Here is a 26,642-nt window from a genome sequence, read left to right as displayed (position 1 = left end):
CATTAATGTTCTCGTTGTCGGATTTGTTCCAGTACTCTTTCCATGGCTTTTTCAAAGAACGGTTTGTCTTCCAGTGGTTTTAGAATTTGGGTTTTACCGGCTCTAATATCTGCGGCTAATTGCTGGCCACTACTGACGGCGACCTGTTGGCCAAGGCGATTGACAAACATAAAGTGTAGGGTGTTAGTGTTTGCCCAAGCTAGTTTAACCCGCTGCGGGTTGTCAGTGTTGGCGTTAAAGATAAACCAGGTGCCAGACTCGGTTTGTTTTAAGGTTTTTAGGAGGTCGTCTGCTTTTGCGGCCGCTTCTGCTTGCTTGCCTAAATCGACATCATCTATGTTGGCAGCCATAGTATTATTGGCTATGGTTCTGATGTTGCTCTTGGCTGCTGGCATTTGATGCTGGTATTCGATTAGGGCTTGTAATAATTTTGTTGCTTGGGCGCTGTCATAGCCGACAGTATTAAAACCTGCCTGTAAAATTTTAGGCAAGGTTTGTTTTAATTCCTGTGCTCGCCGCACTTCCGGTAGGTTATTCGGGTTGTGTGGCTGGCAAAACCAGAGAATGTCATCGACGGCGTGAGCAGCTTCCCGCCACTGCTCGCTACGAGAGCCAAAGCGCAATAAATTAAAGGAGAGAAAGTTGGCCCAGGGTTCAAATAGTAGGGTATGGATAGTGGGCGATAGTTTTATTTTGGAGGTTTTTTTCTGCAGGTAGGTGCGCACCTTTAGCCTGATTTCTTTGAGTTTGTTTTCGCCCTGAGCGGCTTGCATGGCGCGTTTTTCAGCAAGCCGGATGCGCCTGGCGTGCTGGCGTAAATAGTGATTAAAATCGAATGCCAATTCTGAAAACAGTCTTACATCATTATCAAATTCATTTAATAGCCGCTCTACAATAGTTTTTATTTGCTGGAAAACATCGCTCTTATGTTTGCCTGTAGGCTCAACCCAGCGCTCTCCAGCAGCTACCAGGCTGTTGAGTAGTTGTCTGGCCGGGTGCTCCGGGTGATCAAAAAAGTCTTTGTCGACTACTGCAATTTTCAAGAAGGGAGTATGTAGATAGCTGAGTAGTGCTTTAACTGTATCCGGTAGTTGTTGATCATTTAACATGTATTCAAATAATAAACCGACTATTTCGATGACATGGGCGTCTACATCGTCAGTTTTGCTGGCTTCTTGTTCGGCTTGTTGTCGCAATTGCTGGGGGCTGCTGCTGGCAACAGCCTGAGGCGATTCCAGTGCCTTCAATATAGCGCCAGCATTGCGTTGTAACTGCTGAATGCCGGCGAGAATCTGAGCGGCGGGTACTGAGATGGTGCCTGCAGGTCGTTGTATTCTGGCTTGCGGTTGCAACCGCGCTTGCAGTTGGCGGATAGCTTCAAATAAGCGGATTTGTTTGCTAAGTGTTTGCGCATTAGTGAGGGCTTGCAATTCTTCGGGTAATCCGGAGTCGGCGGTGTCATTAGTCCCTGCTGTTTGGTGGCTTGCATCTGCTGTATCCGCAGCATCTTTTTCAATATGGTAGGTGAGGTGCGGCAGAATCCCTTGCTGTAGCAAACTCAGATTCAGTTGGTTATATAACTGGGCCAGTTTGATTGCGAAGCTGGTTTCAAAAATTTTATAGATAAACAGTTGAGTGGGATCATCCAGTGATAATTCACAGATTGCTTGCTGTAAGCCTTCGCCTAATACAGCGGGAGCTACAGGGTTGCCCTGATCGGTAATTTTCTTTCCGCCTGTGAGTACCGATAAACGCTGATTGAGTGCATAGAGCTGTTCCGAGTGGCGGGTGGCGACTTTGCGGCTCATCGCTGCGATCGCTAACTTTTGTTCCAGCACTTTATTATCCAGCAGCGATAAGGTGTCGTGCTGTTCTGCGAGCTGCTGTTGCATGGCAAGCTCATTGGTATAGTCGGTGGCAGTATATTGTTGTTTGCAATAAAGGTCGAAAGCTTGATTTAGGTGCTGGAGAAACAGTTGCTTGATGATTGTTTGGTTCTGATTGATCTCATCATGGGCCTGAAAATATCTATTTTTATCTTCGTTGTTATCAGCGCTGTTTGAGCGTTTAACGAGTTGCTTGATGAGTGTGCTGGTATACTCATCAAACTGCTGTGTAGACCAGTCCTGAATCAGTTGGCGGCAGCTAGCCAGAATTTTCGTCCGCTCTGTTGCGTTGGGCGTGTCTTGCATATCCATGACAAATTAGGGCTCATAATGAGAGTTGTTTTTTCTATTGCTAATATACCCTCCATTATAGCTCAAGCATAGTCGCGGTAGCTGCGACTTGAATTATCGGTTATATAGAGTTTCAAGTGATGAATAGTGTTCAGATAGCATTGGCAGATGAGTAAATGAGGAAAGTGAGATGTCTAGTGTAGAGCAGAATAAAAAAGTGGTAGAGCAGTTCTTTGCTGCGATGAATCAGGGTGATGTAGCGGGCTTTTTGCGGTTATATCATCCACAAGGTGTTTGTTGGACCTCTGGTAGCACCTTGATATCAGGGACCATGTCGTTGGCGCAGATTACTCATGGTGCGGGGGCCATCTTTGAGGCTTTTCCTGCTGGATTGGTCTTTACGATTACGGCAATGACTGCCGAGGGCGACCGGGTTGCTGTGGAGGCTGAGTCAAAAGGAATGCATGTTTCGGGCGTTGTGTATAACAACCTGTACCATTTTTTATTCGAATTTTGTGATGGTAAAGTATTGAAGTTAAAAGAGTATATGGATACAGAATTGGTGACTGAAGTGTTATGTGGTGGTCAACATCCAGATTAGCTATCCACTAAGGATTGTTGGTATTCCTGTTCAATTTTATCCTGTAGGTCCGATTGGGTAATGCCTCGATGACGTAAGGATTTTTTTAAGCGTTGATCGCGGCGCGCTTTTTTGTGACGTGATAGTAGTGCTTTAAACAGTCGCTGATGGTTCTCGCCGTTAATGAGTTGTGTCACTAATTCCAGATCGATACCGGTGCGATACGCTATTCGTTGCGGCTGAATTTTATGCGCATAGTACTCAGCGACAACATCTATTTGCTGTTTCAGTGATTTGTCGCATTGCTTGGCGTAGGTATGCATATTCTCAGCGGAAGCTATGGATTACAGGTTAAATTATCAGTGATGCGGGCTGATAAATGGCAATTTGCTCAAGTTGGGCAAATTATAGTGTTATTGTGCGGGCGATTGCCATAGCCACTGCTGGTGTACCGGTTGGGTTTGGTCAATGGCATAAACGTTAAGCAATATACCGTTGTCATAGATCTCCATTTCCATCAGGCCTTCACGGGCCAGAGCAAACTGAGAATTCTCGTTAGTGCCTACTCCAGTGATTTTTGAGGTGTTGGCGGCACCGCTGACTAAGCGATACTCCGGGGCTTTGTCCTCAGGGCTTTTAAAAATTTGCAGGTTGTGATCGTGGCCAGCGGCAAAGACTACTTTATCGAACTGAGCCAAGGACTGTTCTAAACCTGTAATCATTCGTTGATAGCGGGGGTGATCGGTATCCTGATCATTTTCCATAAATAACTCAACGGTGGCTATGAAGGCATGATAGGCAAAGCTGGTGTAATAGCGGTTGTGTGGCCCCATAGTTTCTATGGGGTGATGGGCGGTGACTAATATAAGGTTGTCAGGATATTGTTGCCTGGCTTCTAGCATGAGCTGATTGAGTGTGCTCAACGCCTTTTGATACTGTTCATCGTCGGCCTTGATTAGCCACATGCTATCGATAAAAATAATACTGACGCTTTCGCGGTGGATGATTTCAGGTAGCGGGTCTTGTTCTAATTGATGGGGGACAAAATGGGCTTTGATATTGTGTGTGCTGGCATAGTCTTCAATATATTGTGCTTGTGAATCTACCTGTTCGGCATACCAGTCATGATTACCCGGTACCACAAAAATTTCGGCACCGCTGTGCTTTGCAATTTGTAGTTGTGCTTCAAGATGGCTGATGTCTTCCAGTTGGCTGTCTGTATATTCAGTTTGGTCCTCATCTTTATTGGGGAAACCAAAATAATAAATATTATCACCCAGCATCACCACACTGGTCAGTTCGGGGGCTAATTTGGCGCGATCCAGGGCTACTTGCAAGCTGGCTTGTAGCGGGTCAATTGACGAGTGACCAGCATCGCCCAGCAGCAGGACTCGTCGTTTTAATTGGCCGGTGGCCGCTGCTGCTGGTTCAATGTTGGCATTAATATAGGGGTTTCGTTAGTGGGCTTGTTATAAGCACAGGCGCTGACAAAACTAATAACAAGCACGATGGCGAAACGTTGTAGCATAGGAAACTCCGAACAATTGAAGAAGGGTGGTGTAGCCAGCAATAATCAGCTAATTTTTAACGTGGGCCTATTTATCCGCAGGTTATACGAGTAATGCGCTGGCCGATGGCAGACCATACAACATGACCCTGTGTTGGGGAAAATTAAATTTTTGTAGTTTAAGTGATTTTTTACGCGGCCAGCTATAGCGTTAACCTGCTTGTTATTGATAGCTTGAGTGGATGTATGCGTTATTGTTGGATTGATAAGGGTGTTCTACGCTTATCGATAGGGGTTGTACGCAGTGTGAGGCTATCGCGCTACAATCTTAATGAGTTAAAAGTAATAAATATAAGGCGTTTAGGCGCCCGGGGGGATGCATGTTAAAAAAAATGGTGGTTCTAACGGCTGGCTTGTCAGCGTCAATACTGATTGCGGCACCAGTTCAGGCTGATACAGCCTTTAATGAGTTAGTGGTGTTTGGTGATAGTTTGATGGATACCGGTAACTTTGGCGGAGGCACGCGTTTTACCAGTGAATTAAGTCCTGGTGTTTATGCGCCGATCGCGCCGGATTTTCTAGCGTCGGATTTGGGGTTGACGTTATCACCTGCCATTGACGGCGGTACTAACTACGCTGTTGGGGGTTATCGCGTTGCTGATGTACTTAATTCAATTTCAGGTACTGGCGTGAGCACTTCGGCGGGCAGCGCTAATGCCTATCTTACTAACGTAAACGGTCGTATATCTGCGGATACGTTGATCTTAATGGACGGTGGCGGTAATGATATTCGCGATATTGTCATAGCTAATAGCAGTACACCTGAGAATATTCCTGCAGCTGTGCGTAGCACTGCAGAGACCTATATTGCTGCTATTAAGGCGCTGTCAGATGCTGGAGCACAATACATTATGGTGGCCAATGCACCTGACGTCGGTATCACCCCTGCGGCTCAATATTTTGAAACGATTGTACCGGGTGCTGCAGATGGTTTGTCGCAGACATCGGCGGGCTATAACGGTGGTGTTGAAACTTTTTCGGCTTTATCGCTAGCTGGCGTTAATCTTATTCCTGTGGATATTGAAGGTTTTGTCAATTATGTGTTCGCCAATGCTGACACCTACGGCTTTGCCGTTGGGGATCTGGTGGTAGGTTCGAACACAGTGAATCAATTTTCAATGTGTTATAACGATGGCCCCACTAATACGGATTGTATCGAGCATCCCACCTACGGTATTGGTGGTACGGATCCCGATCCTCGCGCGGTATTTTTTAACGATGGCTTGCACCCTGCGGAAGCGACCAGTGAATTATTCGGTGATTATTTAAATGATATTATTGTCGCTCCTCAAAAAGTGGGTTTGCTACCTGAGCTGGCTTTAGCGGCTGGTAGAGTTCAAGCTGCTGCGGTGACAAATGAGTTACGGCAGTCACGCTGGGCAATAGGCGAAGGGCAGTTATTTATTTCGGGCGATATGTCGACTAGCGAATATGAAGACACAACCTCTTCTGAAGCTGAAAATCGTAGTCTCACCGTCGGCCGTACGTTCAAAGCCTCGGATACGCTAATTTATGGTGCGGCGATTAGTCTTGGCCAGCAGGAGCTGGATGTTGATGCGGTCGACTATGAGGCAGATTCCTGGGGCGTAAGCGGGTTGTTAGGTTATCGAAAGGACAATGTATTTATTGATGCCAATATTGGCTTAACAGTACTGAGCTATGATGATTTAGAGCGGGACTTTAGGTTTGGTGACCAAACAATCATTGCAGAGGGCGATACCGATGGCCATGTCTGGAATATAGATTTGCTGGCGGCTTATAAGGCATTATCTGCTGACAATTGGCATATCGCTCCTGCAATTGGGATGCAGTATCTAAATAGTACGGTTGATAGTTTTACTGAATCAGGTGGCGCTATTTCAAATTACGCTTGGGGCGAGCAAAACCGGAAAAGTCTTGAGTTAAGTGTGGGTGTGGTATCAGGGCTGCAAATCGGTAATGGTATTCGTCTTTTTGCTGAAGTATTTGCTGTGCAAGAACAGGAAGATGAAAATGAAACTCTAAATATTCGCAATACTAATTTGGGTTTTTCGACGTATAAATTACCCAGTTTTCAAGCGCAGGATGATAGCTTTATGAAGGCTACGCTGGGTGGCTCGTTACACATATTAGAGAATGCAAATTTGAACTTAACCGTTAACTATAGCGATCGTGGTGATGGTTTTGAGCATGTCGCATTGAGTTACTCTATGCCTATGTAGTGTTGGTTTTTAAGGTTGCAGCCCAAGCCCCTTTCCGGATTATGGTCAGGGGCTTTTTTATTCGCTATGTTTAATAATTTTGACGGCGCTGGCAGTAAAACTCCATTACCGAATGGTAAATCTGATCACTTGTTAAGCTGTGATACTCACGTTACTCTCCGAACCCATAATAAATAGCAGGAGATAGAGTGTGTCTTTTATCGCAGTAAGCAAGCCTCGCCCCTTTGTTACTCAAATTACGCTAAATCGTCCCGAGCGTATGAATGCGATGGCGTTTGATGTCATGGTGCCGTTGCATCAAGCATTGCAGGAGGTCAGTTATGATAACGATACTCGGGCGGTGATATTGACCGGAGCAGGTGAGGGCTTTTGTTCAGGGGCTGATTTGGAAGACTCGGGATATTTACCTATATTTGATGGTTTGACCATGCCCGGTATTGCGCGTCGGGCAATGGGGGTGCTGGAGGATGTGATCAAATCGATTCACTCAATGCATCAACCGGTGATTTGTGCGGTCAATGGCGCCGCGATAGGTGGCGGTTTTTGTTTGAGCATGGCGGCAGATATTCGTATTGCTTCAGAGCGTGCCTATTTTCGGCCAGCGGGTATTAATAATGGATTAACAGCGGCGGAGTTGGGCTTAAGTTATATTTTGCCGCGCGCCATAGGTACATCCAGAGCGTTTGAAATTATGTTATCCGGCCGGGACGTTGATGCTGAAGAGGCGGCGAGAATTGGCATTGTGTCACGGGCGGTAGCACACGATGAGTTATTAGAGGAGTGTTATCAGTTAGCAGAAGGCATTGTCGGTTTCAGTCGTTTAGGTGTTGAAATGACTAAGCAGATGTTGTGGTCAGGTATTGAAGCGAGCAGTATGGATTCACATATGCAGCATGAAGCGAATGCGCAATTATTTGTTAGGATGACGACTCAAAATTTTGAAGAAGCGATCAGGGCGCGCAAGCAAAAACGCAAGCCTGAATATAAGGATTAATCAGCATCAATACTGTTGCGATGAAATGAGAGCTAGGTTTAGCAACGATATTATGGTTCTTACATCAGTATCCAATTCCACCCTTGCTCATGATCAGGTTGTCGCTGATGAGGTGCCGCTGTCTTTCGCGAAAGCCTTGTTAGTGCAAGCCAGGGCATTTGGCCGCGATGTTGATGCCGTAATACAAGCGGCAGGGTTTCCAATAAACCCGCTGGCTAGCGATTCGGTTAATGATGCTGTAATTAGTGTGGAACAATACAGTCGATTGTGTCTGGAATTGTTTGATGTGTTACAGGATGAATCGGGAGGTATTATTCAGGGAGTCCCACGCCTGTTGGCGCGACCAGAATGCTAACTTACTCGATCATTCACTGTCAGAAATTACGTGATGCGATGGATCGGGCTATCGAATTTAACGCGGTTTGTCGCGAACGTGCGGATAGCGTATTAATCCACGAGCTGCTGGTTTCTGCCGACGATAAGTCAGTGACCTTGCGATATTTGTCTACCGCCATTGCTGGGCAGGACGCGCCTCAGGATGGTGTGTTATGTAGTATGGCTATTTGGTTACGGGTGTGCTCCTGGCTGATTGGAAAAAATATTGAAGTAGTCGCTGCCGGTTGTTTTAGCCCTTCCCCGGCCAATCGGGCCGGATTACAGCATTTTCTACCTTGCCCCATCGAGTTTGATCAGAGCTGTAATTGGTTGAGATTTTCAGCGTCCCATTTGGATGCGCCAATAGTACGCAGCGAGAGTGATTTAGACATTTTTCTGAAAGTAGCCCCTTACCATGTGGTGATTAAGCCGGTAACCAATGAGCAGTCAGTGGCAGAGCGCATTCGATTAATTATTGGCAGTGATTTGCATGAAGATTTACCCACCTTTGAGCAGCTGACCAAGGTGTTAAATATGTCCGCTCGTACGTTGCGCCGCCGGCTAGATAAAGAGGGCACCTCCTATCAACGAATAAAAGATAGTGCGCGTCGAGATGCGGCGATTGAGTATTTAAATAATTCAAAGCTGACAGTAAGTGATGTTGCAGAGTTAGTGGGATTTAGTGACCCGAGTGCGTTTCATCGTTCATTCAAGCGCTGGACGGGTTTGTCTCCCGGTGAGTTTCGTTAATCTGTGTTAGGCGCCGGTTGAAACTAGCGGATTTAGTTGGAGTCACTTGGTAGCGGTGTTAGCGTTTATTAGAGGTGAAAATGGCGAGTAAGGCTTGATTGAGTAATTGCTTGGCGTCATCGACCGATTGGTGAGAGCTGCGTACTGAGTAATCGAAGGTCAGCCCCCGTAATGTCGCAAAGGCAAACTGTTTGCTTGCCTCCATTTGCCGTTCGGAAAGATCGACATCTGCAAAAAAAGATTGCCATTGTTGATTGTAGAGATCGCGCAATTTTTTTAATGTGGGATAAGTTCGCTGGCTGAATACTTTATCCCCTTGAACACCGAGTAAAATTTCCTGCATGGCACGGCTACTTAGGCTCTGTTGGTTTTCCCAAATGGCGTCAATAATGGCTTCAATGCGTTGCTCAAGTGTATTTTTAGCGACAGTCGCCTGTGCTAGCTGTTGCATTTGTTCGTTAAAACAGTATTCCAGTATTGCTTCTAACAGACTAGCTTTATCGCCAAATTGATGTTGCAAGGTTCCCCAGGTAACGCCAGCCGCTTTGGCAATTTTGTTGGTGCTGGTATGGTGAAGTCCTTGTTCTGCTATGCACTTAATACCAGCAGCGATTACCTTTGATTGGGTGGCGGCACCGCGCTTGGTCGGTGGCTTGGTTGTGGGCTTGGGTGCTTTCTGATCAGGGCTCATGGCTTGCTAATTGTTTCGTTTACACTGGGGTAACCATAGTGGTAACTATTATTTTTCGCAACGAAATTTTCTATTGATTATGCTCGGGAGATAGTCGGCTTTAGCTGTTATTATTCCGTTATGAATTGAACATTGTTATTGAGGAGTTGATGATGAATCAACAGGAATTACGTGAACATCTGGATCAGCTAAATGCGGCGATTGACGAATTATCAGTACCCGAGTCCAGCAAGGATCAGTTAAACGATTTAATTATTGGTATTGAGCAGCAGCTACAAGATCCCGTGATAGACGCTGAGCCGACTGATTTGGTGGAGCAAGTGGATTCTATGGTATCGGCGTTTGAGCGCGACCACCCTACGGTAGCGGGCATTCTAAATAATATTATGGTGACCCTAACCAGTATGGGGGTGTAGCGTCGGGATTCCCCAAGGCTTACAAATTTAGGGGCGGTATATTAGCGCTCCTCATAGCTCGCGGGGTCAACTCGCCTTGCTAATATTGCGGGGGTGCAGTAGATGGCTTTATTGAATGTCGTGCAGGCAGATATAACTCAGCTGGAGGTTGATGTCATTGTCAATGCAGCCAATAACCGCTTGCTAGGAGGTGGTGGCGTTGATGGTGCTATTCATCGCGCTGCGGGTCCTGCATTGTTGGCTGAATGTGCCACCTTGGGGGGGTGTCAGACTGGGCAGGTAAAATTAACAGCCGCTTTTGATTTGCCTTGTCAGGCAGTGATTCATGCAGTTGGCCCAATCTGGACGGGAGGCGGTGCCGGAGAGCCTGAATTGTTGGCGTCCTGTTATCGAAATAGTTTGCTGTTGGCAGTAAAGCAAGGCTATAAATCGATCGCTTTTCCCGCGATTAGCTGTGGCATTTACGCCTATCCCATTAAAGATGCCGTTAAGGTAGCGGTCGATACTGTCAAGCAAACACTGCAATCGCAGGAAACGGATCGGGTTGAGAAAGTGCTCTTTGTCTGTTCCAGCGAGCAGATAATGAATTGCTATCAGCAGCAGTTGGCGCGTTAAACCATTGATGTTCTTTGGCAGAGAATATTGTTTAAAAGCTAATTAATGACTACTTTTAGCTATAAGAGTAATTGCTAGCAATTTCAAATAGTTATTGATAACAGGTTGTGAGTGTCTTTTTTCGTCAATCTTATGACGTTTATTTCTAAATAAGTTGTTGTTTATAAAGCTTTTTTTTGTAATATAATGCCAATTCTCTGTGGTTTTTGAGCTGTTTTCTGTCAATAAAATAGCAGACAAAAGTGACTTTGAGCTTTTAAGGACAATCCGGGTGAATCCCTGGTGTAACGAAATTGATGTGGTAGTAGTAATCACGGAGCGGTATCAGCGATGAGTATTGAAAATGAGCAAAGTAATAACGATCTTGTATGGGATATGGATGAATTCCAACATCGGCAGTTGGCTACTGATTTTGTAAAGCGGTTTGAAAATAAACTCTGTGTATATTCTGGCTCCGTAGAACAGTTATACAGTAACTATAATATTTACTTTCCAGAGGAGGAGGGCCGCAAGATGGTTATCCTCCCTAACCCTTATGCGTATCACGATACATTTCAGGGCGTGCCTGAAGATGCTATTCAAATGACTGGATTGACTATTGTGCCAGGGGAGTTGATAGGCAAGCAGGGCTTGCACCTGACCATTCCGCTGAAAAGCAGTGATGGCGGTAAGAAAAAGTATCGCGTGGTTCCTCTACAGGCTGGTTTAAGAGCAATTAATCAGCGCCGTCCAGCGGATAAGCCCTTTTTACCAATTCTGATGAAAGGTGATTTACGTGAGATTGAAAATAAAGTACCAGCCTTGCATTTACATAGTATTCGCTTGGATAAATTAGGTGGTCGGTCTGCTTTGGAAAGAAAAGATATTTTGCATACTATTGCGGAAAAATTGCCGAATATCCAGTAACTAAAATTGAGACAATAAAAAAGGGCCGATAGGCCCTTTTTTATTGGGTTGTAGAAGTGGCCTATAGCTTAAAGTTAAAGGGCAGATCCACTGAGATTTCTTCGCCTTCCAAGTTATTCGGTACTTCAGGGTATGGCGCTGTGCTTTTAATCGCTTTACGCGCTGCATTATTGAGTAGTTTATGCTCGGAGGTAGTTGTCTCGATAATATCAATCAGTTTACCTTTGCGATTAATTTTCACCGTGAGTAGTACTAAGCCCTGTTGTTTAAAGTCCATTGCCCGCTTCGGATACTGGGTGTTGAGGTAGGTAAGTTTAAGCACGTTGGAGCTGTAAGCTTTTAATAATTTTGCTTGCTCTGCTTCTTTTGCAGAAACTTTTGGCGTCTCTACTTTTGCAACAGGTGCAGGTGCTGGTTTAGCTGCTACCTTTTTGGGTGGCTCAGGTTCAGGTTCAGGTTTAGGTGCCGGCGCTGGTTTAGCTGCGGGTTTGGGTTCTGCAGGTGCTGACAGTTTGGGTTTAGTGACTTCAACTTTGGTGCTAGGTGCCGCTACAGCGACTGCCGCAATGGCGACGTTAGTTGAAGTTTTTGCGGTACTGGTTTCACGTTTGGCGGTGACTGTTGTATCCGAAGAGGGTGGCGCTACACCCGCATTGGCTGATTTGGTTGCTGTTGCCTTATTGCTGGATTGAGATTTAAACCAGCCGGCAACTTTATTGCTGCGCTCATTACTGGGCGCAAGTGCTTGATAGCGCACCAGTAGCTCAGTTCCTGCTTGATCGGTAGGCAGGGTCAGAATGTCATTTTTAAAGTCAGATGAAGGCGGGCGTTGCCCAATCCAAGTGTTTAATAAAATATCGAAAAATTCTTTATCGTCAGTATGTATTGCTTTTTTACCATCCAGATAAATGGTCGTACCCTTACTGGGGTGCATATCGATGGTGATCGTATCGCCTACTAAAAGATCGTCCTTTGGCAGGTCCGTAAAAGCTAGTATTTGATCAGTAAATTGTTCCAGTCTTTCTTGTTCATTGTTGATCAAAATAAGCTGGTTCCACTGTTTGGCAAAGCTCCGCTGCGACCATTTATCGATAGTGACGCGTATGTCCATGCGCTTGCGTCCGCTAAAATTAAAAGCCGAACCCGAATCCTGGCTCAAGCTCTCAAGATACAATGCACCGATATAATACTCATTGCGCAATTGGATAAAAGCAGCCAGACCGTTAAGTGGCAGCTCATCAAAACTGTCTTCCTGGGCACTTGCAGGAAGTGACAGCCCGCCCAGCAGCAAGCTCAGAGTGAGGGTGTAAGTCGCATAGCGTTGTAGTCGTTTTAACATTATTTTCATGTTTATTATTTTGTAAATAGTGATCAAAGGTTTACAGCCGGTTTGCAATCTGGGTAGGCTGTTGTTCATAGTAATTATTGAGCCACTAGCCGCGTTGCAAAGATTTAATAGCCTCAATGCATGGCTCCTTGCTTCGAAGGTCGCTTTCTGTCCCTTTCAAATACATTTTATCAATGTAGTCTAGGATAGCTGAAAGTAAAGTGCGGCTCCTAAGGGGAACAGCAGCTTTTGTATTAATATTAAACAGTTAGCGGGCATAAAAGCGTGCCTATTTAACAATTCTGTGAATTGGCATCGCAATTCTTTCAGAACTTACTATACCTAATGTTTAGTTTAAGATTTCAACCGGCTGGGTATCTATCGGCAGCACTTACTAATTCTGTATTTAGCAATTAAGGTTTAATTATTTAATGAATATCACGGACTTATCCGGTTATCAGCAGCATGAGCTTGAGTCCTTGCTGAGTCGCATTCCTTTCTTTAAGGAGTTGCAGTTACAAAGTAAGGAGCAGCTGGAGGTCATGTTGACGTATTCCTGTGTGGTGGATCTGGAGCCAGGTGAAACCATCATGCGGCGTGGCGATAGAGGATCGTGGCTCTATTTTTTGATCAAGGGTCGGCTATCGGTTTACTGGGATCAGAATGACGCTGAGCCTTTGAATACCATCACCCCGGGGGAGTTGTTCGGTGATTTAGCGCTATTGTGTGATCATGAGCGAAAGGCCACCGTAGCGGCGGAACGAGGCAGCAAGAATGCGTTGTTGTTCGCCACTGACTTTAAGCCCTTTGGCGATTTGAACAATTTCAGCATGGTTAATCTGGAGACCAAATTAACGTTTTATCGTACTATGGTGCACAGCATTCGCTGGCGCTTAGAAGTCAACCGGATGAAAGATCCCAGCCACAAATTAACTAATGAATTGCGGCAAGTGCCGGTTCATAGTGGGGCAAAGGGGACTAAAGACGAGCTGCATTCCCTGGCGCGGCAAGCACAATATCTTGCGGATGTGCTCGATCGTTGGAATAGCGACGGAGGCCATATTCAGGATGTCATGGTAGTCAATGCCGCGCAGTAGTTGAGCAAGGCCTTATAAATCTAAGTAAAAATTAACATCTGAGTGGGGTAGAATCGGCAACTTCTGGCTATACTAGCTAACTCATGTTTCAACAATGACCTAGGATTGAAGTAGTCCATGACCATACCTGTACTCATTTGTGATGACTCAAATATGGCCCGCAAGCAAGTGGCGCGGTCTTTGCCGCCGGGGTGGGAAGTTGAGGTTACGCTTGCGACTAATGGCGCAGAAGGTCTGGAAGCTATTCGTGCAGGTAAGGGGGAGATGGTGTTTCTTGACCTTACCATGCCAGAGATAGATGGCTATGGTGTACTCGAAGCGATTAAAGCAGAAGGTCTAAAATGCATGGTCATAGTCATTTCGGCGGATATCCAACCAGAGGCACGGGACCGGGTTATTGGTCTGGGTGCCCTCGAATTCATCCGCAAACCGGTCAACGCTGAAAAACTACTGGGTGTATTGCAGCAATACGGTTTGTTCTAGGGGTTATCAATGCTGCTTCAATATTCAGAAGACCAGCGTGATTGTTTGCAGGAAATTTGCAATGTGGCGCTCGGCCAGGCAGGCGATTCACTGGCACGTAAATTGGGTGTTTTTGTTACCTTACCGATTCCGGTTATCAGTATCATCGAAGCCAAACACTTAGCGACCTCCCTGCAAAGCTTGAATTCAACATCCGGTATTTATGCTGTTAGTCAGTTATTTGCATCCAAAAGCGATGGTAGTGCCTTGTCCGGCTTGGCGCTGGTGATGTTGTCCGAGGGCAGTATTGGTGACTTGCATGAGCTACTTCCTGGGTTGACGACGACCAATGAAATGGTTGCAGAAACGTGCCGGCATATGGCACAGACCTGTCTTGATGCGCTCTCTGAACAGTGGGAATTAAATTTTAAACCGGAGCCCCCTTCGGTGGTTGAACACGAATCCTTGCAAGCCGTGTGTAACTCATTGGTTGGCGGCTGGAAGAATGTATTGCTGGTTGAAATAAATTATCAATTAGAAGGTCGCCCATTTAATGGCGATTTATTATTGTTATTTCCGGACCAGGCAATTGCGGCGATGGCGCAACGGCTGGATGAGCTATTAGCCTAAGTTTAAATGCCGGTTAATTTCCCCCAGATTGATATGCGCTTCAATACAGTCCGCCAGGCGATTAATTTCTTGTTCTTGTAGCGCCTGATAATCAAAACTCTCGACATTAGCTAACCCTGCCCACTGTAATAAATACTCTCTAGCTTCAGCGTGATCAAATAAACCGTGTAAGTAAGTCCCGATAATATTGCCATCTTCACTGATAGCACCGTCAGCTCGCTGGTTTATCCTCGCGAATGGTTTATCCAGCGCCGGGCCGCTGCTAATGCCTGCATGGATTTCATAACCGGTGATGGTTTTATTGTTCGCTGCCAGCTGTGCGCTCACCTGATGTAGCTGTTTTTCTGTTTGTATTTCGGTAGAAAATTCCAGCCAGCCCAGGCCGTCACTGGAGCCAGCTTGGCCTTCAATACCTAAAGGGTCATGAATACCTTGTCCCAGCATTTGAAAACCGCCACATATTCCTAATACTTTGCCACCATAGCGCAGGTGTTTTGTTATCGATTTATCCCAGCCATTATCGCGTAACCATTGCAAATCCTGTCGTGTTGACTTGCTGCCTGGAATGATAATTAAATCACAGGGCGGGATTGATTGGCCGGGGCCGATAAATTGTAAATTTACCTGAGGGTGTAATCGCAGTGCATCAAAATCAGTATGGTTACTGATTCGAGCTAGCACCGGCACTGCAACCTTGAGTTGTGCATTGTTTGGCTCAGTTTGGTTACTGTTGATCGCATCTTCGGCTTCAAGATGGAAGCCTTGTAAATAGGGCAGGGTACCTAGCACTGGCTTGCCGGTGTATTGCTCCAGCCAGTCAATACCGGGTTGCAATAAAGCCATATCACCGCGAAAGCGGTTAATAATAAAACCAATAACGCGTTGTTGTTCCGACGCGGAGAGTAATTCTAACGTTCCTACCAAGTGAGCGAATACACCACCGCGGTCGATGTCGGCGACAATGATAACGGGGCAATCTACCGCCTCGGCAAAACCCATATTGGCAATATCCCGGTCGCGCAAATTAATTTCAGCTGGACTACCAGCACCTTCAACAACGATGACATCGTATTGCGCGCATAGGCGTTGATGGGATTCCAGCACCGCTGCCTTCGCGGTGGTTTTATAGTGATGGTAATCCACTGCATTCATATCCGTCACGACTTTACCGTGGATAATGACTTGCGCCCCGGTATCTGTATTCGGCTTTAACAGTACCGGATTGAAATCGGTGTGCGCTTTAAGGTAACAGGCTTGTGCCTGCACTGCTTGTGCGCGACCAATTTCGCCGCCGTCTTCAGTGACGGCGCTATTTAATGCCATGTTTTGTGGTTTAAATGGCGCAACGTTAATTTTTTTACGAGCAAAAACCCTGCACAGTCCCGCGGTAATGACGCTTTTTCCGGCATCGCTAGTTGTACCTTGCACCATAAGTGTTTTGTTAGTCATATGAGGGGAAACTTTTAATAGCGAGCAAAATGCGGAGGTTTTCAGGGTGTTCAATATTCAGTTGCTGGGCCTGCTCACACACATAACCATTTAAATAATCTATTTCAGTTGCTCGCTGTTGTTTGACATCCTGATACATGGATGAATAATTGGCTGCAGTGAGTTGCAAGGTGGTAACAACTTCTTCATAGAGGTCTTCTGCTGATTGTTGGCTGAGGGTGAGTGCGTGGCCAAGTTGGGTTAATTCTGCGCACACTGTTTGCATACGTTGAATGGCTTCAGGGTGTTCTAGTAATCCACCATTGCGACATTGGTAAATGGCTGTTAAGCCATTAATCGCACAGTTGATGGCAAATTTTTGCCATTGTCTTTGGATGATGTTGTGGCAATTACTAATAGTTAGCCCTACCTGTGGCAGTAGCGATAAAATATTTTCACTGGAATTATTTGCGCTGTATTGACCAATATAGGTTTGCCCTTTACCGGCATGGACAACACTCATGCTGTCGGTGCGATATGCGCCATCGGTGGTTATCCCGATCCATAATTTTTTTTGTGCCATTTCGGTGATGAATTGCTGCGAGGGCATACCGTTTTGTAGCAGTATTACTGTGGCGTCATCACTGATACAAGATTGAATCGAGTGATAGGCTTCCAGTGTTTGCTGTGCTTTACAGCTAATTAAAAGTTGGTCGATTTGAATTTTTTTTTCGATTAATTGCTGCGGCGTTAGCACTGGCACTGAATATTGTTCAGCTGTTTCATTGATTGTTAATGTCAGTGGTAGCTCAGGTCTGGGATGTTGACTTATCAGCACAACACGCATTCCGCTCTTTCGCCAATAGGCCGCCCAAAGACAACCTATTGCGCCCGCACCTAATATGTACCAGAGTCTGTCAGTATTCATCAGCGGATCGGCGTTTATTAAAAATGAGTCATTGTTCATCTGGTTACCCTATGGGTATTTCAGTTGAGTGTTTTAATCGCGTGGTAGGGATAACGGTAACTCCGCTATCCGGATGATAAAATAATTGCGTTTGAATGCCATAGACTGAAGAGAGGTTATCGGTAGTTAAAACGCTTTCTACACTGCCTTGCGCGGCGACCACGCCATGATGAAGCAAAATAAGTCGATCACAAAAGCGAGCCGCCATATTGAGATCATGCATTACTACTACAGCACTGCCGGCTTGGTCACAGTGTGTGCGCAATAATTCCATGGTGTGCAATTGGTGATAAGGGTCCAGCGCGGCAATAGGCTCGTCAGCTAAAATAATATTCGGTTGGCTAGCAAATAATCTAGCGATTAAAACGCGTAGTCGTTCGCCGCCAGAGAGTGTGCTGATGATGCGTTGGGACAAATGTTCAACCTCCGCCTGTTGCATTGCAGTATCTACAATAGCTGCATCGGCAGCGGATAAATTGCTCCAGGGGCTCAGGTAAGGTAGCCGCCCCAGTTCCACCAGACGGCGAACTTGTAGTGGCCAGTGTGCTGGTGCGCCTTGTTCAAGGTAGCCCAAATGTTGCGCTAGTTGTTTGCGAGGGATGCGGGTTAGTGGTTGATTATCCAAAGTGACGCCGCCGCTATCCGCTGCCTGTAAATTTGCCAGTATCCTCAATAGCGATGTTTTGCCCGCACCGTTGGGGCCAATCAACCCGATAAGTTCTCCTGCGCGGATATCAATGTCAACGGATTTTAAAATAGGGTTACTTTCAATCGCGAGCGAAAGTTGTTTGCCTTGTAATTCCATTGCGTAACCTATACCAGAGTGTTGCGGGTTTTGATAATCAAATATAGGAAAAATGGGCCTCCGACTAAGGCGGTGATAACACCCAGTTTCAATTCCTGATCAGGGGAAATAAGTTGCACTGCAATATCTGCAATTAGCACCATGATTGCGCCACCCAATAAACTCGCTGTTAATAAGCGCCCCGGTTCATAGCCAACTAATGGCCTAAGCAAGTGGGGTACTAGTAAACCGACAAAACCAATATTGCCGCTTACCGAGACTGCTGCGCCGACACAGAAAGCGACACCAATTACGATAATAGTTTTCTGTTGCGCTAAATTAAAGCCTAGTGATTGTGCAGTTTCTTCGCCAAGGCTCAGTGCATCCAAAAACCGTCGACTGCTTAAAATTAACAGCCAACCAATAATCATTAATGGGCAGGCAAGTAAAAAGTCAGCCATGCTACGATTTGCCAATGAGCCGAGAAGCCAAAATACAATTTCAGACATGGCGTAAGGGTTCGGTGCAAAATTCAAAGCTAGAGAGATTAACGATGAGGCGACTGCATTGACGGCTACCCCTGCAAGTATTAGCGTAGTGATACTGCTTTTTTGACCCGCTAATAAAAATACTAAGACTACCGATATGGCGGCACCGATCATCCCTGCCAACGGTATGGCGAACCAGAGCACGCTACTCCAGCCAAAATAAAGCGCGATAACAGCGCCCAGCGCGGCGCAGTTTGATACACCGACTAAACCAGGTCCAGCCAAAGGATTGCGAAGCAGTCCTTGTAAGGCCGCGCCAGCAAGTCCCAGTGTTGCGCCCACGGTAATAGCGAGTAACGCACGGGGAGGCGAATTTCATGAAAAATCAGCGCTGCTAGCGTGTGTTTTTGCTGTAAATTATCTTGTATGGCTTGCAGTACATCAATGTTGGCGGCGCCCGTTTGCAGCGCGGCCAAAAAAAATAGCAGCGTTAAAACAGTAAGCGTTGGCAGTAATATACGAGACGGAATTATTTTCATTGTCGCTGTTCCGCCAGTGCCAAAATGGCTTTGCCTGCTAGCGGTCCCGGGCAGATCCAGTGGCTGGTTGGAATGCGCGGCAAATCACGGTTGGCCAAAAACTGTTTTAATACCGGGTGATGGGTGAAATTTTGTGCTAATGAATTTTGGTTGGGAATCTCTTCATCGATTAACACAACATCCGGGCTAGACCATATGAGTTGCTCCAATGAAATATTGCCGAAGTAATCGATCCCTAACTCGCTAGCCAGATTTCGATAGCCGGCAGTGGTGATAATAGTGTTTTTCATCGTGTGTGTTCCCGCAGTAAAACCGTTAGGACCATAACTAATAGCCAGTTGCTGAGGTCTATCTTTGACTAAATTTTTAGCCTTGGTGATATCGGCTCGCATGGATTGTATAAGTTTTTCTGCTCGTTCTGATTCGCCAACAGCGATGCCAATTTCACGGGTATATTGTTCGGCTTCTGCTAGGGTAGTCGGGGCATCCAGTAAGGTCATTTGATAACCTAACTGCTCCATTATTTGTACGGTGCTGCCACTGGTGAATTTGGAACCGATGATCAGGTCCGGCTGCAGCGGTACCAGTGTTTCAGCTAAACCATCGTGAGTTTTTACGCCTTGTGCTTGTTGCCATTGATCAGAATAGACAGGATCAATACTTAAATAGGTAACAGCAGCAATACGGTTTTTGTCTACTAATTGCAGTAACACTTGATCGGTACACAGTGTTAGCGAGATGATCCGCTGTGGCTTGCTGGTTTCATTGGCAAAGCTTGTCGGCTGAATTAATAAACTCAGCAGAAGGAATGATAGGGAAAACCCTGTTCTCACAGATCAACACCTGCTCGCGCTTTTACGCCTGCACGAAAGGCGTGTTTTACATCTTTTATTTCAGAAACAGTATCAGCCAAATCTCGAATTGCAGAACCGCCGCCCCGACCGGTAACAATCACACTCTGCTCCACAGGACGATTGCGAATGGCATCCAGAATCATTTCCTCATCAAGATATTTATACGCCAGCATATAGGTCAGCTCGTCCAGCACCACTAACCGCAGTGATTCATCTTGCAACATACGCTGAGCTTCTTTCCAGGTTGTTTCTGCGGCAGCAATATCACCACTTCTATCTTGGGTGTTCCAGGTGAAGCCGGTACCCATTTGATAAAAATCAACTTCAGGGTGTTTATCCCGAATAAATATTTCTTCACCAGATAGCTGCACGCCCTTTATAAATTGGACCACGCCGACTTTGTGGCCATAACCAATGCTACGCATAACCATACCGAAAGCAGAGCTGGATTTACCTTTGCCATCACCGGTGAGCAATATCATGACACCGCGTTCTTCATCGGCCCTGGCAATATTGTCATCGACTTTGTTTTTTTGTTTCTCCATTGCAGCTTTGTGTTTGGCTGATTTACGGTCGCTAGTATCAGAGTCTGTCATGAAGCACATACCTTGCTTTAATGGGTGATTTAAAAAGGCCCGCTGGGGCCTTAATCTAATGGGCTTGATTCAGGAGGCTTTAACCAAAATCGCCTGGATCAAAGTGTTATCGCTTACCCGTTTAAAAAGTATAGCCAATAGTGATTTCGAATTCCGCTGTGGCCGCAGGGTAAACATAAAATACCGGACCGCCGGCGTCATAGGTACCAGTGTAGCCATTATAGTCTTTACCACTTAGGTTGTTGGCGCGAAGATTGGTATACCAATCATCCTGTGCCCAGCGAATATTGGCATTGTAAACGGTATAGCCTCCTAATTTGTCAGTGCTATTGGCTTCATCTCCAATCGGGTAGCGTTCCCCGGTATATTTGCCATCGATGAATAGCGATAGATTGCTACTGAACTGATAGCTAACAGCGAATCCTGCCAGCGTATCGGCGACAAAAGGAACGTCATTGCCGGAAAATAAGCCTGCAGATAATTCGGCATCGATATAGCTAAAGTTAGCAGATAGCGTTAATCGATCGCTGAGGTAATAATTGCCATCAATGGTAATGCCGCGGCGGTTGGAGCTTTCAAGATTCATATTGGCGTATAAGCTGGGATTGTAAAACAGCTCATCATCAATATCTAAATCGTAAATCACAGTGGATAGTCGAAGGTCGTTGCGGTCAAGGTCAAAGCCGATTTCAAAAGAGTTGCTGGTTTGTGGTTTTAGAAATTCAATTCCAGTTAACACCAATCCGTTTTCGTCTGCATTAGGCCACCGAAAGCTTTGATCCAGGCGCGCAAATAAGCGCAGGGCTTTGTTAGCTTGATAACTAACACCAAGCTGACCGGCACTTTGATCGTCGCTATGACTTTCCGAGGTTGTTTTGTTGCTGTCGTCGAGTTCACTATTGCGATAGGCTGCAGTAACTTTAATTTTTGTAGTAATAGGATAAATAATCTGCCCATAGACATCGAAAATATCCTGTTCGTTACTTTTACCATATGAGCCTGCTGATAGATAAGTTGACTCGCTGCTGTCTACACCAAGAGTAATAAGAGTGGTGCCGTTGGCGCTAGCGATTTCACCCAATAAGCGTGGATTGATAGAGGTTAAGCGCTCACTGAATACGCTATAACTGGTAATAGCATCGGTGTCCCGATAGGTGTATTCGCCAGCAATGCTCCATGATTGATTGATTTGGTATTGCCCGCCGGTGCGAAAAATATCACTTTTACGGTCGTCAAAGCCTGGCGAAGCGGCTTGTTTTCTATCCTCCCGTACTTGCGCGAGGTCAAGTGCGCCAGCTAAATTCATCTTGTCATAAATATTTTGGCCTTCAATAAAAACGCTTAAGTTGTCGGTTTTATATGTTAACAAGCCAAAATAATTATCATACTTTGATTCATTGTGGTCGCGATAATTGTCGCTATTACTATTTTTAGCGGCAACTCGATAACTTAAACCATTGTCGAACCCCTGGCTGATACTGCCAGAAAATTCTTCCCGGTCATTGCTGCCGCTACTGGCTTCGAGTTGTATTTGTTGTTCTTTAGCAGGGCGCTTGGAAATAATATTAATGACGCCGCCAGTTGACTGATCACCGTATAGCGCCCCGGCACTGCCTTCAATAATTTCTATTCGTTCGACATTATTTAACGAGACGCTGGATAAGTCCGGCGAAGCTAGCGAGGCATTATTAAGTTTGCGGCCATCGACCAATATTAATACGTTGTTAGCAGCATTGGATGTCATGCCGCGCATGCTTATAGTTACCCCGCGATTGCCGGCGCCAATGACATCAGAAACCTGAATGCCGGGCTGACTTCTTAGCACGTCGGCTATTGTATTTGCACCGCTGATGGTAATTTCTTCGCTGCTGATGATTTTGATACTGGCGGGCAATTCAATGCTAGGTTGCTCTGAGCGAGTGCCTTTTACCGTCAGTTGTTCTATGGTGTTGCTTGCCGCGTATAAGTGACTCGCAGCAGTTAGTAGGACAAAGCCTTTAATAGCGCTTGATTTCATAGGGTTCACCTCAATTCGTTTGCCATAAATATGACTAAAAAATAAAAACGAATGAGGGAGGGAAAAGTAGGTAGGCTTGCTATCCACCGACGACGCCCTCCGCATCATCGTGTTCATTGCGCGCTAATAATTTTCAGTATTAGTTAACAATGAGCTGCAAAAGGCTGGTATCGGGCTGTGGCTTTTGATTAAAAAAGCCTTACCGTTGCGGGGGCAGCGCCGGACTATTGTTTGACTAGCGAGCTAGTCATCAATGTTACCGGACTTCCCATTTCAGTGATTAATTTAAACAAGCAATTAATCAACACCTGCTACAGACGGAGCGCACTCTATGATTATGGTGCGCTAAAGTCAAGTTGAAGTATTGTCAGTTAAGGCTGTTATAATCCGGCGCGGTCAGCATTATGGTCGAAAATTTATCAGCAAATACAAGTGGCGACATGACAACATCAGCACATAAATTCAGTGAAGAAGAACAAGCGGGCGTGTATAAAGCGATTTATCAACGCCGTGATATGCGCCATTTTATTAAGCAGCCGGTCGACGCAGCGGTGTTAGATAAATTATTGCACGCAGCTCACGCCGCGCCCAGTGTTGGCATGATGCAGCCGTGGCGATTCATTCGTATCACTGATCCGGAGTTACGCATTGCTTTGCATCAATTGGTTGAGCAGGAGCGGGTGCAGACGGCTAAAGCGCTGGGTGAGCGCGAGCAGGAATTTATGCGATTAAAAGTCGAAGGCATGTTGGAATGTGGTGAGTTGCTAGTCGCTGGTTTAATGGATAGGCGGGAAGAATATCAGTTTGGTCGCCGGACATTACCTGAGATGGACTTGGCTTCAGTTGCCTGCGCCATTCAAAATATATGGCTGGCCGCGCGGGCTGAAGGCCTTGGCGTAGGTTGGGTGTCTTTATTTGAGCCTCAAGCCGTAGCGACGCTGTTGGCTATGCCTGAAGGGAGTAAGCCAGTTGCTATTTTATGTGTGGGTCACGTCGATCATTTTTATGATGAGCCGATGTTGCAGCAAGAAGGCTGGATTAATGCGGGCGATATTGACAATGTGTTGATGGAAAATCAGTGGGACAGCGCTAGCGCTGAACAATCTCATCAGCGCAAGAGGAGCTCGTAGTTATATTATCGGTGCCATTTTAATAGCGACACCGCCGGCAATTAATACCACCGTTTCAATAATTTCAGTGCTGGCACCCGCGGTATCACCGGTAGCTCCCTGCAAACGTTTTAGCATCATTCTTCTTAATAAATACAACATCACCAAGCAACTGCCGAGCACTATTGCTGCGATTTGCGTGTTGGCCAATAACAGTCCGCACAGTGCAACCGTTAGCCAGCAAATAGTGCGGGCGACACTGGGGCAGTGGTCAATAAAATGCTTGGCGATACCGCTGGGTTGTACATAGGGTAGATAAGGGAATTTACCCGGCACAAATAATAACGGGCCTACACAGCGGCCCAAAATAGGGGCAATGAATAAAATTGTCCAATACTGTTGTGAGATGATAGTGGTTAGGGCTGCGAATTTAACGATAAGCAGGCAGACCACAGTACTTAATGCACCGCTGCCACAGCGGGAGTCATGCATGATTTCCAGTGTGCGGTCTATATCGCCTAGTCCACCCAGCCAGCCATCAGCGCTATCGGCTAAACCATCAAGATGCAGGCCGCCGGTTACCGCTGCCCACACTGCTAACAGAATTGCCGCTAATAGCAGTGGCGAAAATAACTCTACAGAGACGATAGCCAAGGCGCATAGCAATAAACCAATGACTGCGCCAACGAAAGGAAAACACAGTAGTGCTCTACCTTCGTCTTCGGCTGCAATTGTTTTTAGAGTCGGCATTGGCAGCCGTGTTAAAAAAATACAGGCGGTGGCAAACGCTTTTAACCAAATTGACATCATAGGATTATCAGGGGTTGTGGAAAACCAGTTGGGGCCAGTGTTCGCTACCGGCTTGTTGATAAATTTTAATACGGCTCAGGCAGGCATAGGGTACTTCTATTCGCGATAGTGAACTTAACGGCGTTTGCATCACATTGCCAAGTAGGGATCGAATAACACCGCCATGGCAAATTAATAAAATATGTTTACCCGCGTGTTGGGTTAACATTTTTTGCCAGGCGTTATTAATTCTCGTGGAAAAACCCGCAAAGGTTTCTCCACCCGGTGGCTGATAGTGCTGTGGTTGGCGCCAAATATTAGCGAATAACTCTGGGTCTTCTGCTTTAAGTTCGTCAAAGCTGCGGCCGTCCCAATCACCAAAATCCATTTCTAGAAAGCCATCATCAATTAACATCGCGGTATTGTGTTGCGCGCTTAGGTCGCGGGCAAATTGCGCGCAGCGAATTAGTGGCGAGCTGATAATTTGCTGCCAAGGTAACCTCTCACTAATAAAAGGCGCAACGCGTTGTAGCATCTGTTGATAGCCGTTATCTGATAAGGCGACATCAATACGGCCGCGTAAAATATCATCCATTTGAGTTTGGCCGTGGCGTAGTAAATCAATCGTAGTGATGTCGTGGTGTGTCATGCGTAACCTATTGGGTGCTGACGCCGGCGCTGGCAAATGTGGCCATTTGATTATGGAGGGCGCATGCGAGTTGTAATAGCGGTACCGCACAAGCAGCGCCACTGCCTTCACCAAGGCGCATTTGTAATTGTAGCAGTGGCGTTTTATCTAGCGCCTTGACGATGACTGAGTGACCAGGTTCGGCGGATTGATGGCCCAGTAGCAGCCATGGTGCAATTTTTGGTTGAAATTGCTGTGCGGCTAAAGCTGCTACTGAGGCGATAAAACCATCAATGAGTACTGGGATGCCAAGCTGGGCTGCACGGAGATAAGCACCGACTAGTGCGGCAATTTCAAAGCCGCCGACTAGACGTAAACAATCCAGTGGCGGTGAAGTTTGGGTTAAGTGATGTAGTTGTAAAGCCTGCTCAATAACGGCTTGTTTATGCTGCATGGTTTGCGAATCGATGCCTGTGCCCGGGCCGGTCAGTGTACTGGCTGGTAACTGCAATAATGCGCAGGCTAAAGCGCTGGCAGAGCTGGTATTGGCAATCCCCATTTCGCCACCAATAAACAGATCGCAGCCGCTGGTGTGGGCCATATCCACTTGCTGTTTGCCTATCGCGAGCGCTTGCTGCAATTGCGATTCGCTCATTGCCGCTTGTTGGCTGAAGTCGTGGGTGCCTGCGCCTAAACGACAATCCAATACACCAACATTGGGGGTAAGCTCTGCAACAGTGCCTACATTGCAAACCTGTAAAGTGGCTTGTAATTGTTTCGCGAGTACCGAAATAGCGGCACCACCGCTGGCAAAGTTTTTTACCATTTCGGCGGTGACCGCTTGTGGAAAGGCAGAAACCCCTTGCGCCGCGATACCGTGGTCGGCAGCAAATATTACGATGGTTATTAGTTCTATCTGTGGAGTGTTAGTGTGTTGCAGGCTGGCGAGAGTAGTTGCTAACTGTTCTAACTGCCCTAGCGACCCGGGCGGTTTGGTGAGTTGCTGTTGCTGTGCCAAGGCGCCCTGTAACGCTTGCTGGCAAGGTGATTTCACTGCTGCTTGCAGCCAATCCAGGGTGTTATCCATTTAGTGCATCTCCTTTGAGTACTAATGGTAAACCGGCAGCGGTAAACACAACCCGGTCAGCGAGTGCGGCAATGGCTTGGTGTAAAAAGCCGCTTTCATCGACAAAGCGCCGATTGATTTCACCCAGTGGCACAACGCCGTGGCCGACTTCATTGCTAACGAGAATAATATCTCCGGGAAGCGTTGCCAGCGTGTCGAGCAAATGTTGTTGCTCTTGGTGCCAGCAATTCTGATCTTCGCTGCAAAGGCAGTTGCTTAGCCACAGGGTAAGACAATCGACCAATAAACAGCTGTCATTATCAGCATGCGTAGTCAGCGTTGTTGCTAATTGATGGGGTGCTTCTATAGTTTGCCAGTGTGCGGGGCGACTTTGTTGGTGGTGGCTGATACGCTGATCCATTTCCCGATCATTGTGTTTGCGGTCAGCGGTAGCAATATAAATGACTTGCTTGCCGCTACGGCTGGCGAGTTGTTCTGCCAGTTTGCTTTTGCCGGAGCGGGCACCGCCGAGGATTAATTGTTTCATATTACCAAGTCAACTTATAATGCGGGACTAACGGAGTAACTA

30 protein-coding genes and 1 riboswitch are annotated in these 26,642 nt (G+C 46.3%); of the genes, 12 read left to right on the top strand and 18 right to left on the bottom strand.

The features are described from left to right. Positions 1-2: 2 nt before the first annotated feature. Positions 3-2,198, bottom strand: coding sequence for a DUF1631 family protein (locus tag UNITIG_RS05970; RefSeq protein ID WP_101757564.1), 2,196 nt, complete (start codon positions 2,196-2,198; stop codon positions 3-5). A gap of 169 nt (positions 2,199-2,367) precedes the next feature. Here UNITIG_RS05970 and UNITIG_RS05965 point away from each other — a divergent pair, with 169 nt between their 5' ends. Further along, positions 2,368-2,778 (top strand): nuclear transport factor 2 family protein, encoded by a 411-nt coding sequence (locus UNITIG_RS05965; RefSeq protein ID WP_101757563.1) that lies wholly within the window; start codon positions 2,368-2,370, stop codon positions 2,776-2,778. Here UNITIG_RS05965 and UNITIG_RS05960 read toward each other — a convergent pair. From UNITIG_RS05960 to UNITIG_RS24980, 3 genes are all read right to left on the bottom strand, one after another. Continuing rightward, on the bottom strand, positions 2,775-3,080 hold the full coding sequence (locus UNITIG_RS05960; protein ID WP_101757562.1) for a hypothetical protein: 306 nt from the start codon (positions 3,078-3,080) through the stop codon (positions 2,775-2,777). The genes UNITIG_RS05965 and UNITIG_RS05960 overlap by 4 nt on opposite strands. Positions 3,081-3,170: 90 nt before the next feature. Continuing rightward, positions 3,171-4,139 carry a metallophosphoesterase gene (locus tag UNITIG_RS05955; protein ID WP_255399591.1) on the bottom strand — a complete coding sequence of 323 codons (969 nt, stop codon included), beginning with the start codon at positions 4,137-4,139 and terminating at the stop codon, positions 3,171-3,173. 17 nt (positions 4,140-4,156) lie between these two features. After that, the gene (locus UNITIG_RS24980; protein ID WP_255399447.1) at positions 4,157-4,285 is read right to left on the bottom strand and encodes a hypothetical protein; all 129 of its coding nucleotides are present in this window, start codon (positions 4,283-4,285) and stop codon (positions 4,157-4,159) included. 359 nt (positions 4,286-4,644) lie between these two features. On the opposite strand from UNITIG_RS24980, the gene UNITIG_RS05950 reads away from it, so the two are divergent. From UNITIG_RS05950 to UNITIG_RS05935, 4 genes are all read left to right on the top strand, one after another. Further along, entirely contained in the window at positions 4,645-6,525 is a 1,881-nt protein-coding gene (locus UNITIG_RS05950) for an autotransporter domain-containing protein (RefSeq protein ID WP_101757560.1), read from the top strand. 190 nt (positions 6,526-6,715) lie between these two features. Beyond that, positions 6,716-7,519 carry an enoyl-CoA hydratase gene (locus UNITIG_RS05945; RefSeq protein ID WP_101757559.1) on the top strand — a complete coding sequence of 268 codons (804 nt, stop codon included), beginning with the start codon at positions 6,716-6,718 and terminating at the stop codon, positions 7,517-7,519. Between the two features lie 52 nt (positions 7,520-7,571). Next, positions 7,572-7,874 (top strand): hypothetical protein, encoded by a 303-nt coding sequence (locus UNITIG_RS05940; RefSeq protein WP_101757558.1) that lies wholly within the window; start codon positions 7,572-7,574, stop codon positions 7,872-7,874. After that, entirely contained in the window at positions 7,868-8,644 is a 777-nt protein-coding gene (locus UNITIG_RS05935; RefSeq protein WP_101757557.1) for an AraC family transcriptional regulator, read from the top strand. The genes UNITIG_RS05940 and UNITIG_RS05935 overlap by 7 nt, the downstream gene beginning before the upstream one ends. A gap of 58 nt (positions 8,645-8,702) precedes the next feature. Here UNITIG_RS05935 and UNITIG_RS05930 read toward each other — a convergent pair whose 3' ends face one another. After that, entirely contained in the window at positions 8,703-9,335 is a 633-nt protein-coding gene (locus UNITIG_RS05930) for a TetR/AcrR family transcriptional regulator (RefSeq protein ID WP_101757556.1), read from the bottom strand. Between the two features lie 152 nt (positions 9,336-9,487). On the opposite strand from UNITIG_RS05930, the gene UNITIG_RS05925 reads away from it, so the two are divergent. From UNITIG_RS05925 to UNITIG_RS05915, 3 genes are all read left to right on the top strand, one after another. Beyond that, positions 9,488-9,751, top strand: coding sequence for a DUF4404 family protein (locus UNITIG_RS05925; RefSeq protein WP_101757555.1), 264 nt, complete (start codon positions 9,488-9,490; stop codon positions 9,749-9,751). 102 nt (positions 9,752-9,853) lie between these two features. Further along, the gene (locus tag UNITIG_RS05920) at positions 9,854-10,366 is read left to right on the top strand and encodes an O-acetyl-ADP-ribose deacetylase (protein WP_101757554.1); all 513 of its coding nucleotides are present in this window, start codon (positions 9,854-9,856) and stop codon (positions 10,364-10,366) included. A gap of 330 nt (positions 10,367-10,696) precedes the next feature. Next, positions 10,697-11,272: a hypothetical protein gene (locus UNITIG_RS05915; protein ID WP_101757553.1), complete on the top strand. Its 576-nt coding sequence runs from the start codon at positions 10,697-10,699 to the stop codon at positions 11,270-11,272. A gap of 61 nt (positions 11,273-11,333) precedes the next feature. On the opposite strand, the gene UNITIG_RS05910 is transcribed toward UNITIG_RS05915, so the two are convergent. Next, positions 11,334-12,620, bottom strand: a complete 1,287-nt coding sequence (locus tag UNITIG_RS05910) for a TonB family protein (RefSeq protein ID WP_159931102.1) — start codon at positions 12,618-12,620, stop codon at positions 11,334-11,336. Between the two features lie 410 nt (positions 12,621-13,030). Here UNITIG_RS05910 and UNITIG_RS05905 point away from each other — a divergent pair, with 410 nt between their 5' ends. From UNITIG_RS05905 to UNITIG_RS05895, 3 genes are all read left to right on the top strand, one after another. Further along, on the top strand, positions 13,031-13,696 hold the full coding sequence (locus UNITIG_RS05905) for a cyclic nucleotide-binding domain-containing protein (protein ID WP_101757551.1): 666 nt from the start codon (positions 13,031-13,033) through the stop codon (positions 13,694-13,696). Positions 13,697-13,813: 117 nt separating this feature from the next. After that, the gene (locus UNITIG_RS05900) at positions 13,814-14,179 is read left to right on the top strand and encodes a response regulator (RefSeq protein WP_101757550.1); all 366 of its coding nucleotides are present in this window, start codon (positions 13,814-13,816) and stop codon (positions 14,177-14,179) included. Positions 14,180-14,188: 9 nt separating this feature from the next. Further along, positions 14,189-14,788: a hypothetical protein gene (locus UNITIG_RS05895; RefSeq protein WP_101757549.1), complete on the top strand. Its 600-nt coding sequence runs from the start codon at positions 14,189-14,191 to the stop codon at positions 14,786-14,788. On the opposite strand, the gene UNITIG_RS05890 is transcribed toward UNITIG_RS05895, so the two are convergent. The 8 genes from UNITIG_RS05890 to UNITIG_RS05860 all read right to left on the bottom strand — a co-directional run bounded on the left by UNITIG_RS05890 (position 14,780) and on the right by UNITIG_RS05860 (position 22,461). After that, positions 14,780-16,237 (bottom strand): cobyric acid synthase, encoded by a 1,458-nt coding sequence (locus tag UNITIG_RS05890; RefSeq protein WP_101757548.1) that lies wholly within the window; start codon positions 16,235-16,237, stop codon positions 14,780-14,782. The genes UNITIG_RS05895 and UNITIG_RS05890 overlap by 9 nt on opposite strands. Next, positions 16,230-17,183, bottom strand: a complete 954-nt coding sequence (locus UNITIG_RS05885; RefSeq protein WP_101757547.1) for a ketopantoate reductase family protein — start codon at positions 17,181-17,183, stop codon at positions 16,230-16,232. The genes UNITIG_RS05890 and UNITIG_RS05885 overlap by 8 nt, the downstream gene beginning before the upstream one ends. A 4-nt stretch (positions 17,184-17,187) precedes the next feature. Beyond that, positions 17,188-17,988: an ABC transporter ATP-binding protein gene (locus UNITIG_RS05880; RefSeq protein WP_101757546.1), complete on the bottom strand. Its 801-nt coding sequence runs from the start codon at positions 17,986-17,988 to the stop codon at positions 17,188-17,190. Between the two features lie 8 nt (positions 17,989-17,996). Then, entirely contained in the window at positions 17,997-18,797 is an 801-nt protein-coding gene (locus UNITIG_RS05875; RefSeq protein ID WP_200821209.1) for an iron ABC transporter permease, read from the bottom strand. Beyond that, the gene (locus UNITIG_RS23435; RefSeq protein ID WP_200821208.1) at positions 18,722-18,994 is read right to left on the bottom strand and encodes a hypothetical protein; all 273 of its coding nucleotides are present in this window, start codon (positions 18,992-18,994) and stop codon (positions 18,722-18,724) included. The genes UNITIG_RS05875 and UNITIG_RS23435 overlap by 76 nt, the downstream gene beginning before the upstream one ends. Further along, complete coding sequence (locus UNITIG_RS05870; RefSeq protein ID WP_101757545.1) at positions 18,991-19,827, bottom strand: ABC transporter substrate-binding protein; 837 nt, start codon at positions 19,825-19,827, stop codon at positions 18,991-18,993. Before UNITIG_RS05870 ends, UNITIG_RS23435 begins: the two co-directional genes overlap by 4 nt. Next, the gene (gene cobO / locus UNITIG_RS05865) at positions 19,824-20,444 is read right to left on the bottom strand and encodes a cob(I)yrinic acid a,c-diamide adenosyltransferase (RefSeq protein ID WP_101757544.1); all 621 of its coding nucleotides are present in this window, start codon (positions 20,442-20,444) and stop codon (positions 19,824-19,826) included. The genes UNITIG_RS05870 and cobO overlap by 4 nt, the downstream gene beginning before the upstream one ends. Before the next feature lie 121 nt (positions 20,445-20,565). Continuing rightward, positions 20,566-22,461, bottom strand: coding sequence for a TonB-dependent receptor (locus tag UNITIG_RS05860; protein ID WP_159931101.1), 1,896 nt, complete (start codon positions 22,459-22,461; stop codon positions 20,566-20,568). Between the two features lie 144 nt (positions 22,462-22,605). Beyond that, a riboswitch (cobalamin riboswitch) is annotated at positions 22,606-22,788 on the bottom strand. Between the two features lie 113 nt (positions 22,789-22,901). Here UNITIG_RS05860 and bluB point away from each other — a divergent pair. Further along, positions 22,902-23,591: a 5,6-dimethylbenzimidazole synthase gene (bluB, locus tag UNITIG_RS05855; protein ID WP_101759203.1), complete on the top strand. Its 690-nt coding sequence runs from the start codon at positions 22,902-22,904 to the stop codon at positions 23,589-23,591. Here the strand turns inward: bluB and cobS are convergent, their stop codons facing one another. The 4 genes from cobS to cobU are packed head-to-tail and all read right to left on the bottom strand — an operon-like array spanning position 23,592 to position 26,600. Beyond that, positions 23,592-24,380 (bottom strand): adenosylcobinamide-GDP ribazoletransferase, encoded by a 789-nt coding sequence (cobS, locus tag UNITIG_RS05850; RefSeq protein WP_101757542.1) that lies wholly within the window; start codon positions 24,378-24,380, stop codon positions 23,592-23,594. Between the two features lie 7 nt (positions 24,381-24,387). Further along, the gene (locus UNITIG_RS05845) at positions 24,388-25,008 is read right to left on the bottom strand and encodes a histidine phosphatase family protein (RefSeq protein ID WP_101757541.1); all 621 of its coding nucleotides are present in this window, start codon (positions 25,006-25,008) and stop codon (positions 24,388-24,390) included. Positions 25,009-25,015: 7 nt separating this feature from the next. Next, a complete protein-coding gene (cobT, locus tag UNITIG_RS05840; protein WP_101757540.1) occupies positions 25,016-26,074 on the bottom strand; it encodes a nicotinate-nucleotide--dimethylbenzimidazole phosphoribosyltransferase in 1,059 nt (352 codons plus the stop codon). Beyond that, on the bottom strand, positions 26,067-26,600 hold the full coding sequence (gene cobU / locus UNITIG_RS05835) for a bifunctional adenosylcobinamide kinase/adenosylcobinamide-phosphate guanylyltransferase (protein WP_101757539.1): 534 nt from the start codon (positions 26,598-26,600) through the stop codon (positions 26,067-26,069). The genes cobT and cobU overlap by 8 nt, the downstream gene beginning before the upstream one ends. Between the last annotated feature and the right edge of the window lie 42 nt (positions 26,601-26,642).

The organism is Oceanicoccus sp. KOV_DT_Chl (assembly GCF_900120175.1).
Lineage (GTDB): Bacteria > Pseudomonadota > Gammaproteobacteria > Pseudomonadales > Dasaniaceae > Oceanicoccus.
The sequence above is the reverse complement of the archived record's forward strand: the minus strand, read 5'-3'. Positions and strand labels throughout refer to the sequence as shown.